Below are 14309 nucleotides of genomic sequence, written 5' to 3' on the forward strand. Positions count from 1 at the left end.
AAAAATTGTTTATAGTATGATGGCTGGAGGAACGTACATATGAAAAAGGATTTTGCAGTTATTGGGCTTGGGCGTTTTGGCGGCAGTATATGCCGTGAGCTGAGTGAAGAGGGCATGGAAGTAATGGCCATCGATATGGATGAAGATAAAGTGAATGAATATGCCAATATTGCTTCCCATGCGGTTGTGGGCGATTCAACTGACGAAGCTGTGTTAAAAAGCCTTGGCATCCGCAACTTCGATCACGTTATCGTTGCAATCGGCGATAATATTCAGTCAAGTATTTTAACAACTCTGATGCTGAAAGAACTCGGAGTGAAATTCATCACTGTAAAAGCACAAAATGATTATCATGAGAAGATTTTACGGAAAATTGGAGCCGATCAGATCGTTCATCCAGAGAGAGACATGGGCAGAAGAATTGCACATAATCTGATCTCAAATAATGTCCTTGATTACCTTGAACTTTCCGACGAGCACAGTATTGTCGAGATTGTCGTCAATAATAAACTGTCTGGTAATACATTAATTGACCTTGATATCCGCGCAAAATACGGAATAAACATCGTTGCCATCAAAAGAGGCAAAGAAATATTTGTAACTCCTCAGGCAGATGAAGTGATTCAAAAAGATGATATTTTAATTGTAATTGGTGCAGATACAGATATCGACAGATTTGAAAAACGGGTTTTAGAATCTTGATCAGAAGAAGACACTTTAGGTGTCTTTTTTTGTGTTAAGCAATGGAACGTTTGTTCTTTGCAGATTGTGGTATAATGGAAGATGTATACATTCGTGAACATATGGGTGGTCGGCTAGCCCCTGTCTCTTTTCTCTGTGAAGCAAGGAAAAGGGGGTGATGCCCGGGTGACAGTCTATGAGAGCTTATCTTTTGCGATTTCATTTGCTACGCTTATCATAGCCATTATGTCGTTTGACCAGAAAAAATAGACCTCCCAGCTTTGTCAGTTGCGGGTGAGGTCTGTTTTGTTTGATTGATTAAAATGGCCGACCCCGGACGCGGGACCGAATGTATGCATGGCCGTAAGTGTTGCTGCACTTGCGGTCATTTTTATGTTATTCAACTTTTTGTTTATCATACCACATAATAAAAAATTATAAAACGGAAACTAAAACCGTTGACTGATAGCTTATTACCCCTTACTATATGTTACTAAATACTTAATTTCATGCACTCGTATAATATTGGAAATATGGTCCAAAAGTTTCTACCGAACTGCCGTAAAAAGTTTGACTACGAGGAATGAATAAAAAGGGCTTTTTCCGTTGCCTGATTTTATCTCACTCCTCCAAATAGCGAGGGGTTTTTTTATGAAAAAAGAAGAAATCAGACAATCAATTGAAGGAAGTACAAAGAGAAAAAAAGCAGATACCGTTTTTAAAAATGCTCAGATTGTCGATGTGTTTAATCTAGACATTTTAAAGGGCGATGTAGCCGTCACAAATGGAAGAATTATCGGCATAGGCGATTATGAAGGAATGGAGGAAATTGATGTTAGCGGTAAGTATCTTTGTCCAGGATTAATTGATGGTCATGTTCATATTGAATCATCGATGGTTCCACCGCATGAGTTTGCCAAAGTGGTTTTGCCTCATGGCGTAACAACGGTCATTGCGGATCCGCACGAGATCGCGAATGTATCAGGGGTTAATGGGATTCAATATATGCTGGACAGCTCAGACGGCATTTTGCTTGATGTTTTTGTTATGCTGCCGTCCAGTGTGCCTGCTACAAGCTTTGAACATGCAGGGGCAAGGCTGGAAGCTGATGATTTAGAACCGCTTTTTAAGCATGATCGAGTCATTGGCCTGGCAGAAGTCATGGATTATGTCGCTGTTCAAACAGCTTCTGATAGCATGCTGAATAAGCTCGAGATGACATCGCGCCACTCGCGCGTGATCGACGGACATATGGCAGGGCTTCCGGCAGATATGATCAATGTCTATCGAGCTGCTGGAATTATGACAGATCATGAAGTGACGAATGCGGAAGAGGCAAAAGAGAGAGTGCAGCGCGGCATGTATGTGTTAATCAGACAGGGTTCCGTTGCAAAAGACCTGCCCAATGTCATAGGAGCTGTAAATGTACGCAATTCCAGACGATTTTTATTTTGCACGGATGATAAGCATTTGGATGATTTAGCAGCAGAAGGCAGCATCGATTATAATATAAGGCTTGCTGTGCAGCATGGAGTTGATCCTGCTGCAGCCATACAAATGGCCACATTAAATGCAGCTGAATGCTACGGTCTGAAGGATAAAGGAGCTGTGGCACCTGGTTATGAGGCGGATCTTCTGATAGTAAACAGCCTAAACGATTTTAAGATTGAGCAAGTATATAAAGCTGGGAAATTAGCTGCGTATGATGGGAAGGTAAAAGCGGATGAGCATCAATCAATGAAAACACCTGCTGAATTATTAAATACAGTTCATCTGCATGAATTACAGCCTTCTGACCTGGAACTCCCTATTACAAAAGATCAGCCGGTGCCCATTATTGAAATCATTCCCAATCAGCTTGTGACAAGAAAAATATACGAAAAAACAAGTGTTAGCGACAGTATTTTCCATCCTTCCACTGAGCTTGATCATTTAAAACTGATCATGGCTGAACGCCATAAGAATACGGGATTGATCGGAAAAGGCATTGTAAAAGGGTTTCAGCTGAAAAGAGGGGCAATCGCAACGTCGATCGCGCATGATTCTCATAATCTTATTGCAGCAGGTACGAATGATGCAGACTTGCTGCTTGCTCTCCAAGTGCTGAAATCGAGTGCAGGAGGATTAGCCGTTGTACAGGATGGAAACATTCTCGCACAGCTTCCGCTTTCCATTTCTGGTTTAATGTCTGATCAGCCATATGATGAAGTGCTGCTCGGCCTGCATTCCATACATGAAGCATTAAAAAAGGCAGGTTTGCCTGAGACTTTTAATCCATTCTTAACGTTATCTTTTCTTGGGCTTCCAGTTATTCCGGAATTAAAAATAACTTGTCAGGGAATCTTCGATGTTGCTGCATTTGCCCATTTAGAATACTGAATATGAAAAACCGGTCTCATAGTGAGGCCGGTTGTTTGCATTTATGTATGACCATGAGGGAGCTTCATGCGAATAAAGCTTATTGCTCTAATGGATATTGTTTTATTTGCTTGCCGTCTAATTGCAGGAGAGTCACAACTTTTTTTGTGGCAGGACTGATGAGCTCTGCTTTGACCCCTTTATCTTTTAGACGCTGTACGAATTTTTCAAGAGAGGATGGCTTTTTCATTGATAGGCACTACCTTTCTATCATCTTCAAATTTGACTGAACGGTCAGTACAGTTCATTATACAGCATAATTTCTGTTTCTTCAATATGATAGAGAGCACTTTATGACAGAACTTTTTATCCAAAAAAGCTGCCGGAATACCGGCAGCTTGTCTGCTTACACCTCCATAATGATAGGTAAAATCATCGGGCGGCGCTTCGTTTTTTCGTAAAGGAAAGGCGCAAGCGTGTCTGTAATTTCATTTTTAATTTCAGACCATTGGCTTGTGCGGCGTTCCATTACTTTATTTAAATGTTTCGTAATCAGCACCTGTGCATCATTAATAAGATCTCCTGATTCTCTCATGTAAACGAAGCCGCGGGAGATGATGTCAGGACCTGCAGAAATTTTAAATTCTTTCATATTAATGCTTACAACGACAATGACTAATCCCTCTTCAGAAAGGATGCGGCGGTCACGCAATACGATGTTTCCGATATCGCCAATTCCGCTTCCGTCAATATAGACAGAGCCAGAAGGGATTTTTCCGGCAACCGATACTTCTCGGTCGCTGAGGGCAAGAACTTCGCCATTATCCATGATAAAACAGTTATCTTCAGCTACACCGCAGTCCCTGGCAAGTCTTGAATGCATAATCTGCATGCGGTATTCACCATGAATCGGCATGAAATATTCCGGCTTCATTAAACGAAGCATCAGCTTTTGCTCTTCCTGACCGCCGTGACCTGATGTATGAACATCGCTTAATGGGCCGTGGATGACTTCAGCACCTGCACGGTAAAGCTGGTTGATCGTTCTGCTTACACTGATCGTGTTTCCAGGGATCGGAGAAGAAGAAAATACCACTGTATCTCCAGGAATGATTTGGATCTGGCGGTGTGTGCCATTTGCAATTCTGGAAAGAGCGGCCATAGGCTCACCCTGGCTTCCTGTACATAAAATAGTCACTTTATTAGCAGGAAGGCGGTTAATTTCATGCGGTTCAACAAATGTTTCTTTTGGACATTGAATGTATCCGAGATCTTGCCCAATTGCAATCGCGGATTCCATGCTGCGGCCAAAAACGGCAATTTTACGGTTATGCTGCACAGCTGCTTCAACCACTTGCTGAAGTCTGTGAATATTTGATGCGAAAGTGGCGAAGATCACGCGGCCATCTACTTTGCGGAAGATCTCCTGGATGCTTTCACCTACTCGGCGCTCTGACATCGTAAAGTGAGGAATTTCACTGTTTGTGCTGTCTGAAAGCAAGCACAACACGCCCTCTTTGCCGATTTCAGCCATTTTCGTTAAGTTCGCAGGTTCTCCAACTGGAGTAAAGTCGAATTTGAAATCTCCTGTATGTACGATATTTCCAGGCGGTGTTTTTACAACGATGCCGTACGAATCCGGGATGCTGTGTGTAGTTCTGAAGAAGGTAACGGACGTTTTTCTGAATTTAATGATGTCATCTTCTTTAATTTCATATAATTTAGCCTGACGCAATAAACCATGCTCTTCAAGCTTGTTGCGGATTAAGCCGAGTGCAAGCTTGCCTCCGTAAATAGGCACATTTACTTGCTTGAGAAGATAAGGGATACCGCCGATATGATCTTCATGGCCATGTGTAATGAAAAGACCTTTAATCTTGTCTTCATTTTTTACTAAATACGTGTAATCCGGAATGACGTAGTCAATTCCAAGCAATTCCTCTTCAGGGAATTTAATGCCGGCATCAATCATAATGATTTCATCCTGGAACTGGACACCGTACGTGTTCTTTCCGATTTCTCCGAGTCCACCAAGTGCAAATACCGCAACTTGATCATTTTTAACAAATTTCATAAAAATCAAATCTCCAATACTTTAAAGTTTTCGTTTTGTTTTTCGTATTCAAGAAAAGCGCCTTCAACAGATTGAATAAATTCAATATTATAAAAACGGTCTTTTAGTTTATTTCTTGCGTCACCTTCTGTTTTAGCTTCAACAAAAAGTGTTTTTGTTTTTTCGCGGACAGGAACCTGATTTAATTTCTCCTGATAATAAACTTTATATAGCATTGCCAAATCTCTCCTTAACTGCCGTATGTTAGACTAACTTGTTCTATTATATGCGATAATCGTCCCTAAGCCAACCCTCATAAGCGCTGGGCCAGTTTCTGTTAGAAAAAAAACCCTCTATTTATAGAAGGGGTTTTTGTTAAGCCATTGTTTTTCTGCCAAGAATACTATTCCATTGAGATCTTATTCTGCGTCGCAATCTTTTCATCATTTCTATCTCACTCCTTATCTTGTCCAATTCGATGTGTGCCGAACCCTCGTGAATCTGCCAGACTTAGTATATGTGATAAAAAGGAAAGTTAACATGGATATTTGTGGAAAATAATTGTTTTTCATGGTTAAATGTAAAGAGGTTAAACGTTTTCTGTTGAGAAGCGAAAAATTTTCCTTTATTATGAGTCTAGTTATGGTTGATTAATTCAAACAGGTTAGGGGACGTTTTTTATGAACGGAAAAGTCATATTTTTTGATATAGACGGCACTTTGTTAAATCATGATAAAGAAATACCGGATTCGACACGGACTGCTATCGAAGATTTGAAAAAAGCAGGTCACCATGTTGCCATCGCAACAGGGAGGGCTCCTTTCATGTTTGAGGATCTTAGACAAGAGCTTGGAATCGATTCCTTTGTCAGTTTTAATGGACAGTTTGTTGTATTTGAAGGAAAAGTCATTTATAAAAATCCGCTTAATACAGAAAGACTGGAAGAATTATATGAATTTGCACGCACTTCAAATCATCCGTTAGTCTTTATGAGTGATGATACTATGATGTCAACAGAGTCAGATCATCCTTATATACACGAAAGCATGGGCAGTCTGAAGTTTATGCATCCGGAGCAGGATGCGGATTTTTACCGCAATCGCGAAATTTATCAAACGCTTCTTTTCTGTAAAGAAGGCGAAGAAGCAGATTATAAAAAATATGAAGATTTTCATATTATCCGCTGGCACGAGCTTGCTACTGATATTCTTCCGTTCGGGGGCTCCAAGGCTGAAGGCATTAAAAAGCTGATGGAGCGCCTTGAAATCGAGAAGAAAGATGTATATGCCTTCGGTGATGGATTGAATGATCTTGAAATGATTAAATATGTCGGCACAGGAGTAGCGATGGGAAATGCAGTGCCTGAGCTGAAAGAGCTTGCAGATGAAGTGACGACTGATGTAAATCAGGACGGCATCCTTAATGGGCTGAAAAAAGCGGGACTGCTGTAGGACAGTGTTTTCGCTTTGTTTCGCACTAAACATATCTTTTAACTAAAAAACCTGTCTGCTTATAATGCAGACAGGTTTTTTCAGCGTTCAATGGCAATGGCGCCTTCGGGTTCCTGCATAGGATCTTTCACATTTATATGGTCATAAAACATAATGCCATTTAAATGATCAATTTCATGCTGAAACACAATAGACAGCAGACCGCGGAGTCTTAAATCGATTTTTTCGCCCTCAATCGATACGGCTTTCACGCGGATTCTTGCATAGCGGGGCACATATCCCGGTACAGGGCGGTCGACAGACAGGCAGCCTTCACCGCTTGTTAAGTAGCTTTTTTCAATAGAATGGCTGACAATTTTCGGATTAAATAATGCATAACTGTGCAAAATTCCTTTTTCATCCGTCAGCCGAATGGCAATCATCCGTTTTGACACGTTTATTTGCGGTGCAGCAAGTCCTATTCCAGGTCTTAAGCCGTATTTTTCAATCATTTCAGGATTTTGACTGTTAGAAACATAATCAAGTAAATCCTGCAATGTTTTTTTGTCTTCATCAGAAGGAGGCAGGGCAACTTCTTCTGCCGCCTTGCGAAGTGCCGGATGGCCTTCCCTGATAATATCATCCATTGTAATCACGGGGACTCACACTCCATTTCTTGTCTTACCGGGAAATTATAAAAGTCAAAAGGCAGTGGATATGGAAAATATGTTTCTGGTCCATCTCCGGCGCCTCGATCCTCGGTCAGAACAAGGCGACTGCGCTTTTGATCCTAAATCATCTTTATAAGTATAATGGAATTTCTGTAAAACGAAAAGTACTGCTTGTCCATTCAGGATAGGCGGCATCAATCATGCGGCTTGCCCACATAAAATGTGGGCATCATCGGCCGCAATCATTCATTAGCAGTGGCCAACGAAAGCAGCACCAACAATAATTAATAGAATAAACAATACTACAATTAATGCGAAAGTGCGTCCGCCGCCGCCGCCGTATCCGTAACCATATCCAGAGCAACATCCGTACATGTAAAAAACCTCCTTTTAGTATGACCCTCATCTTCTGTGCATTAGCCTGAGCGTCTAATATAAACTATGTCACGGAATGGAAAGGGTATAGACAAAAGCCCAGATGAAATAAAAAAAATTGAGCTGGGCAAATAGCGTGAAGAAGGAAAAGCTGACATAGGGAAAAACGTACAATTGCCCCGTATGGTCATGAATTGGATGTAAGCTGTCATATATGCTTATTAGCGTTCAACTGTGCATGAATTAAAATCGGGATCTTCATTCTTCATGCCCGAACCTGCCGAAAGCTGATCCTCCTATCTTTTCAGGTCGGAGAATTCTGTCAAAAAAGGAAAACTCCGACTTTTGGGGTGAATTCTAACCTGGCTGTCTGAGCTAAACGGGCAATTCCTCTTTCTATTAAAAGAAGATATTGTAAATAACCCGAGAACGTCTTATAGTTAAAGTGTTGAATGGTTAGGGGGACCCACGGTGAAAAAAATGTCTAAAGCAATTTCCGCGGCGGCGGCAATCTTGATTGGAACGGTATTATTATCTGGCTGTTCCGGCTCTTCGCCAGAAGAAGAAATGTATACGGCTCTTGAGAAGGTTGTTTCTCTTGAAGATACATTTGAACAGCAGCAGAAACCTTTAATTGAGCTTGAAAAAGAAGAAAATGAACTTTATGAAGAAATCATTTCTTTAGGAATGAAAGAGTACGATAAGATTGTTTCTCTTTCAAAGGAAGCAGCCTCTGTGGTAGAGGAAAGAGAAAAGCGGGTAGAGGATGAAAAGAAAAGCATCCTTGACTCCAAAGAAGAATTTAAAAACATTGCAGAACTTTCAAAGGAACTGGGAGAAGACGGAGCGAAAGAGAAGGCGGAAAGACTTCAGGAGCTGATGCAGAATCGCTACGATTCCTATGATGCCCTTTATGCTTCATATAAAGAAGCTATAGCCTTAGATAAAGAGCTGTATCAAATGTTTCAAAAAAAGGATTTAAAACTAGAAGAGCTTGAAGCTAAAATTACTGAAATTAACAGCACCTATGAAAAAGTATTAGCTGAAAATAAAAAATTCAATGAGTATACAGAACAGTACAATCAAGCAAAAATGGACTTTTACAAGGAAGCAGAGATAGAAGTAGAGCAGCCGGAAAAAAATGCTTCAAAATCCTGAAAAACAGCTTCGTAAAATACCGTATGGCCTGCAGAGGACAATTTCTCTGCAGGTTTTTTGTATTCTGCAGTGAGACTGATGGTTAAAGAGAGCCCGCATCCGCATATTCGACCGGTTGCATACTATAGAACTCTGTACCGTTTTTTTATAATACAGATGAACAATTAGTTATAGTACAGATTGCTAAAAAGGGAATAAAAGTAAAATGAAAACGCTGGATATCTTTTCAGAATATCGATATAAATCAATTGACGAACATATTTTTCATGGTGTACACTAATACATGTTGAAACGAATTGTATTAATTTCTTTCATCACTTAAATTAGTACAGATATTTGTACTGTCCAATACATAGAGAACGTTTCGGCATTCTCTCAGGTGGTATAAAGATATATAGAGGATAGCCTAAAAAAATGTGTCAGGCGTACTCATTTTGGGTAGGCTAATGCTGTATGTGTCAGTAATTATCTAGAACTATTTTTTTATAAGAGAAAGGATAGGTGACTAAATATGGCTGCTAAGACTAAAAATGCTGTTGTTGACAGCAAAAAGCAATTCGAAGGAATTGCAAAGCAGTTTGAAACGTTCCAAATTCTGAATGAACAGGGCGAAGTTGTAAACGAAGCTGCGATGCCTGATTTGTCAGATGATCAATTAAAAGAATTAATGCGCCGTATGGTTTATACGCGTATTTTGGATCAGCGTTCTATTTCACTAAACCGTCAAGGACGTTTAGGATTTTATGCTCCAACAGCAGGACAGGAAGCATCTCAGATCGCTTCTCATTTTGCACTTGAAAAAGAAGATTTCGTTCTTCCAGGATACCGTGACGTTCCGCAAATCATCTGGCACGGACTTCCATTATACCAAGCATTTTTATTCTCGCGCGGACATTTCCACGGAAACCAGTTCCCTGAGGATGTAAATGCAATTTCACCGCAAATCATCATCGGTGCTCAGATCATCCAGACTGCAGGTGTAGCTCTTGGAATGAAAAAGAAAGACCTTAAAACAGTTGCAATCACTTATACTGGTGACGGCGGAGCTTCTCAAGGTGACTTCTACGAAGGAATCAACTTTGCAGGCGCATATAAAGCACCGGCTATCTTTGTTGTTCAAAACAACAGATTTGCGATCTCTACACCTGTTGAAAAGCAATCTGCTGCTCAAACAATCGCTCAAAAAGCTGCTGCTGCAGGTATCGTAGGAATTCAAGTTGACGGCATGGATGCACTTGCTGTGTATGCTGCTGTTCGTGATGCACGTGAGCGCGCTGTTAACGGCGAAGGCCCTACATTGATTGAAACACTTACTTACCGTTATGGCCCTCATACTATGGCTGGCGATGATCCAACACGCTACCGTACGAAAGAGCTTGATAACGAATGGGAAGAAAAAGATCCTCTTGTACGTTTCCGCAAATTCCTTGAAAGCAAAGGAATCTGGAACGAAGAAGAAGAGAACAAAGCGATTGAACAAGCTAAAGAAGATATTAAAGAAGCAATCAAAAAAGCGGATGAATATCCAAAGCAAAAAGTAACAGATTTAATGGATATCATGTACGAAGAAATGCCATTCAATCTGAAAGAGCAATATGAAATCTACAAAGCAAAGGAGTCGAAGTAAGCCATGGCTCAAATGACAATGATTCAAGCAATCACTGATGCGCTGCGCACAGAACTTAAAAATGATTCTAACGTCTTATTGTTCGGAGAAGACGTTGGTGTAAACGGCGGCGTATTCCGTGCTACTGAAGGATTACAAAAAGAATTCGGCGAAGACCGTGTATTTGATACACCTCTTGCTGAATCAGGAATCGGCGGTCTTGCGATCGGTCTTGGATTAACAGGATTCCGTCCTGTTGCAGAAATTCAATTCTTCGGTTTCGTTTACGAAGTAATGGATTCTATTTCAGGCCAAATGGCTCGTATGCGCTATCGTTCTGGCGGACGCTGGTCGTCTCCGGTTACAATCCGTTCACCATTCGGCGGAGGCGTTCATACACCTGAACTTCATGCTGACAGCTTAGAAGGTCTTATGGCTCAGCAGCCTGGTGTGAAAGTTGTTATTCCTTCAACTCCTTACGACGCTAAAGGACTTTTAATCTCTGCTATCCGCGATAACGATCCTGTCGTTTTCCTTGAGCATATGAAACTATACCGTTCTTTCCGTCAGGAAGTTCCTGAAGAAGAATACACAATTGAAATCGGAAAAGCTGAAGTGAAAAGAGAAGGTTCTGACCTTTCAATTATTACTTACGGCGCAATGGTGCATGAGTCATTGAAGGCAGCAGAAGAGCTTGAAAAAGAAGGGATTTCTGCTGAAGTAATCGACCTTCGCACAATCAGCCCGATAGATATCGACACAATCATTGCATCTGTTGAAAAAACAGGCCGCGCGATTGTGGTACAAGAAGCTCAAAAGCAAGCGGGAATTGCAGCTAACGTTGTTGCTGAAATCAATGACCGTGCAATCTTAAGCTTAGAAGCTCCTGTACTTCGCGTGACAGCTCCTGACACTGTATTTGCTTTCTCTCAAGCTGAAGGTGTATGGCTGCCAAACTTCAAAGATGTTATGGAAACAGCTAAAAAAGTAATGAATTTCTAATTATACATTCTGAGAAAAGAAATCAGAAGGTCCCGGAAGAATGGCGTGTTTATGTTCCATGATCAGCGCGGCGCGGCCGCGTGAAAGCACTTGAACAAACATCAAATGTTTATTCTTTTTGAAACCTGCAAACTGGTTTCTTTTCCATATGAAAAATAGGAGGTAATATACCGTGTCTTTTGAATTTAAAATGCCGGATATCGGTGAGGGTATCCACGAAGGTGAAATTGTAAAGTGGTTTATCAAGCCAGGCGATGAAGTAAACGAAGATGATGTACTGGCTGAAATCCAGAACGATAAAGCTGTCGTTGAAATTCCTTCTCCTGTAAAAGGAAAAGTTATTGAGCTTAAAGTTGAAGAGGGAACTGTTGCAACTGTTGGACAAACTCTTATCACATTTGATGCTCCTGGTTACGAAAACCTTAAATTTAAAGGTGATGACCATGGGGATGAGCCTGCTAAAGAAGAGAAAACAGAAGCACAAGTTCAATCTACAGCTGAAGCTGGCCAAGATGTGAAAAAAGAAGAAGCTCCTAAACAAGAAACAGCAGAAGCTACAGGCGCAGGTGCACAGGATCAGGCTGAAGTTGATCCAGACCGCCGCATCATCGCAATGCCTTCTGTACGCAAATATGCCCGTGAAAAAGGCGTTGAAATCCGCCAAGTATCAGGATCAGGGAAAAACGGACGCATTGCGAAAGAAGACATTGATGCATTCTTAGAAGGCGGCTCTAAACCTGCTGAAACACAAACTGAAGCTCCTCAAGCAGAAGCTAAAGAAGAAAAAGCAGAGCAAAAAGCACCGGCTAAACAAGCTGTTCCAGAAGGCGACTTCCCAGAAACACGCGAAAAGATGAGCCCGATGAGAAAAGCGATCGCTAAAGCGATGGTTAACTCAAAACATACAGCTCCACACGTAACATTAATGGATGAAGTGGATGTGACGAAACTAGTTTCTCACAGAAAACAGTTCAAAGGTGTTGCAGCCGAGCAGGGTATTAAGTTAACATATTTACCGTACGTAGTGAAAGCTCTTACATCAGCGCTTAAGAAATATCCGGTTCTAAACACTTCTATCGACGACAAAACAGAAGAAGTTGTTCAAAAGCATTACTACAACATCGGTATTGCTGCTGATACAGAAAAAGGACTTATGGTTCCAGTTGTTAAAAACGCAGAACGCAAATCAATCTTTGACATTTCTGATGAAATTAACGGCTTAGCAACTAAAGCACGCGACGGTAAACTTTCTGCTGCGGAAATGAAAGGCGCATCTTGCACAATTACAAACATCGGATCAGCTGGCGGACAATGGTTCACTCCGGTAATCAATCACCCAGAGGTTGCTATTCTTGGAATCGGCCGCATTGCTGAAAAAGCAATCGTAGTTGACGGTGAAATTGTTGCTGCTCCAGTGCTTGCTTTATCATTAAGCTTTGATCACCGTATGATCGATGGCGCTACAGCACAAAATGCACTAAATCACATTAAGCGTTTATTGAACGACCCACAACTTATTTTAATGGAGGCGTAATCGATGGTAGTAGGAGATTTCCCTATTGAAACAGATACTCTTGTCATTGGTGCGGGACCTGGCGGCTATGTAGCTGCCATCCGCGCTGCACAATTAGGACAGAAAGTAACAATTGTAGAAAAGGCAAACCTTGGCGGCGTTTGCTTAAACGTTGGATGTATTCCTTCTAAAGCATTAATCGCTGCTGGTCACCGTTTTGAGAATGCCAAGCATTCTGAAGACATGGGAATCAAAGCTGAGAACGTAACAGTTGATTTTACGAAAGTTCAAGAATTCAAAGCTGGCGTTGTGAAAAAGCTTGTCGGCGGAGTTGAAGGACTTCTTAAAGGCAACAAAGTTGAAATTGTTCGCGGCGAAGCATATTTTGTAGACAGCGAATCTATTAAAGTAATGGATGATAATTCATCTCAAACTTATAAATTCAAAAATGCAATCATTGCTACTGGTTCACGTCCGATCGAAATTCCTGGATTCAAATATTCTAAACGCGTTCTTGATTCAACTGGCGCACTTAGCTTAAATGAAATTCCAAAGAAAATCGTTGTCATCGGTGCAGGATACATCGGAACTGAGCTTGGAACAGCTTATGCTAACTTCGGTTCTGAAGTTGTATTCATCGAAGCGATGGATGAGATCCTAATGGGCTTTGAAAAGCAAATGAGCTCACTTGTAAAACGCAACCTTAAGAAAAAAGGAAACGTTGAAATCCATACAAAAGCAAAAGCTAAATCTGTTGAAGAAACAGAAAACGGCGTAAAAGTAACATTTGAAGTAAAAGGCGAAGAGCAGACAGTTGAAGCTGACTACTTGTTAGTAACAGTTGGACGCCGTGCTAATACAGACGAGCTTGGCCTTGAGCAAGTAGGTGTTGAAATGTCAGACCGCGGCGTCATCAAAATTGATAAGCAGTGCCGCACTAGCGTTTCAAACATCTTTGCAATCGGCGATATCGTTGAAGGTCCTCCGCTTGCACATAAAGCTTCTTATGAAGGCAAGATTGCTGCTGAGGTAATCGCTGGCGAAAACGCTGAAATTGATTACTTAGGAATTCCTGCTGTTGTATTCTCTGAGCCTGAACTCGCTTCAGTAGGCTACACAGAAGCACAAGCTAAAGAAGAAGGACTTGAGGTTGTTGCTGCTAAATTCCCATTTGCTGCAAATGGACGTGCACTATCTCTTAACCAAACAGACGGTTTCTTGAAACTTGTTACACGTAAAGAAGACGGTCTTGTTATTGGAGCACAAATTGCTGGTGCTGCAGCTTCTGATATGATTTCAGAGCTTAGCCTTGCAATTGAAGCAGGTATGACTGCTGAAGATATTGCAATGACAATCCACGCGCATCCAACATTGGGAGAAATCACAATGGAAGCTGCTGAAGTGGCAATCGGAAGCCCGATCCACATCGTAAAATAATAGGAAAAACCCCCTTAATGTTCAG

General features: G+C 41.2%; 13 protein-coding genes and 1 riboswitch. Of the genes, 8 read left to right on the plus strand and 5 right to left on the minus strand.

Going from position 1 to position 14309, the window contains the following annotated elements:
- The first annotated feature begins 39 nt into the window (after positions 1-39).
- Positions 40-702 carry a potassium channel family protein gene (locus tag GJU41_RS05685; protein WP_070878984.1) on the plus strand — a complete coding sequence of 221 codons (663 nt, stop codon included), beginning with the start codon at positions 40-42 and terminating at the stop codon, positions 700-702.
- Positions 703-1176: 474 nt separating this feature from the next.
- Positions 1177-1278: riboswitch (purine riboswitch) on the plus strand.
- A 54-nt stretch (positions 1279-1332) separates the two neighbouring features.
- Positions 1333-3060, plus strand: coding sequence for an adenine deaminase (gene ade, locus GJU41_RS05690; protein WP_154318137.1), 1728 nt, complete (start codon positions 1333-1335; stop codon positions 3058-3060).
- A gap of 79 nt (positions 3061-3139) precedes the next feature.
- On the opposite strand, the gene GJU41_RS05695 is transcribed toward ade, so the two are convergent.
- The 3 genes from GJU41_RS05695 to GJU41_RS05705 form a co-directional block, all read right to left on the minus strand.
- Positions 3140-3289, minus strand: coding sequence for a hypothetical protein (locus GJU41_RS05695; protein WP_154318138.1), 150 nt, complete (start codon positions 3287-3289; stop codon positions 3140-3142).
- Positions 3290-3445: 156 nt separating this feature from the next.
- A complete protein-coding gene (gene rnjA, locus GJU41_RS05700; protein WP_070878986.1) occupies positions 3446-5113 on the minus strand; it encodes a ribonuclease J1 in 1668 nt (555 codons plus the stop codon).
- Between the two features lie 5 nt (positions 5114-5118).
- Positions 5119-5328, minus strand: coding sequence for a DNA-dependent RNA polymerase subunit epsilon (locus GJU41_RS05705; protein ID WP_070878987.1), 210 nt, complete (start codon positions 5326-5328; stop codon positions 5119-5121).
- Positions 5329-5772: 444 nt separating this feature from the next.
- On the opposite strand from GJU41_RS05705, the gene GJU41_RS05710 reads away from it, so the two are divergent.
- Positions 5773-6543, plus strand: coding sequence for a Cof-type HAD-IIB family hydrolase (locus GJU41_RS05710; RefSeq protein ID WP_070878988.1), 771 nt, complete (start codon positions 5773-5775; stop codon positions 6541-6543).
- Between the two features lie 80 nt (positions 6544-6623).
- On the opposite strand, the gene def is transcribed toward GJU41_RS05710, so the two are convergent.
- A complete protein-coding gene (gene def, locus GJU41_RS05715; RefSeq protein WP_170292727.1) occupies positions 6624-7178 on the minus strand; it encodes a peptide deformylase in 555 nt (184 codons plus the stop codon).
- Positions 7179-7442: 264 nt separating this feature from the next.
- Positions 7443-7568: a YjcZ family sporulation protein gene (locus GJU41_RS05720; protein ID WP_154318139.1), complete on the minus strand. Its 126-nt coding sequence runs from the start codon at positions 7566-7568 to the stop codon at positions 7443-7445.
- A gap of 480 nt (positions 7569-8048) precedes the next feature.
- Between GJU41_RS05720 and GJU41_RS05725 the strand changes: the two genes are divergently transcribed.
- The 5 genes from GJU41_RS05725 (at position 8049) to lpdA (ending at position 14284) form a co-directional block, all read left to right on the plus strand.
- Positions 8049-8726: a YkyA family protein gene (locus GJU41_RS05725; protein ID WP_070879152.1), complete on the plus strand. Its 678-nt coding sequence runs from the start codon at positions 8049-8051 to the stop codon at positions 8724-8726.
- Positions 8727-9237: 511 nt separating this feature from the next.
- Entirely contained in the window at positions 9238-10353 is a 1116-nt protein-coding gene (gene pdhA / locus GJU41_RS05730) for a pyruvate dehydrogenase (acetyl-transferring) E1 component subunit alpha (RefSeq protein WP_070878991.1), read from the plus strand.
- 3 nt (positions 10354-10356) lie between these two features.
- Complete coding sequence (locus tag GJU41_RS05735; protein WP_070878992.1) at positions 10357-11334, plus strand: alpha-ketoacid dehydrogenase subunit beta; 978 nt, start codon at positions 10357-10359, stop codon at positions 11332-11334.
- A gap of 172 nt (positions 11335-11506) precedes the next feature.
- Positions 11507-12868 carry a dihydrolipoamide acetyltransferase family protein gene (locus tag GJU41_RS05740; protein WP_170292728.1) on the plus strand — a complete coding sequence of 454 codons (1362 nt, stop codon included), beginning with the start codon at positions 11507-11509 and terminating at the stop codon, positions 12866-12868.
- A gap of 3 nt (positions 12869-12871) precedes the next feature.
- On the plus strand, positions 12872-14284 hold the full coding sequence (gene lpdA / locus GJU41_RS05745; RefSeq protein WP_070878994.1) for a dihydrolipoyl dehydrogenase: 1413 nt from the start codon (positions 12872-12874) through the stop codon (positions 14282-14284).
- Positions 14285-14309: the final 25 nt, after the last annotated feature.

Origin of the sequence: Metabacillus idriensis (genome assembly GCF_009674765.1) — a bacterium.
Lineage (GTDB): Bacteria > Bacillota > Bacilli > Bacillales > Bacillaceae > Bacillus_P > Bacillus_P idriensis.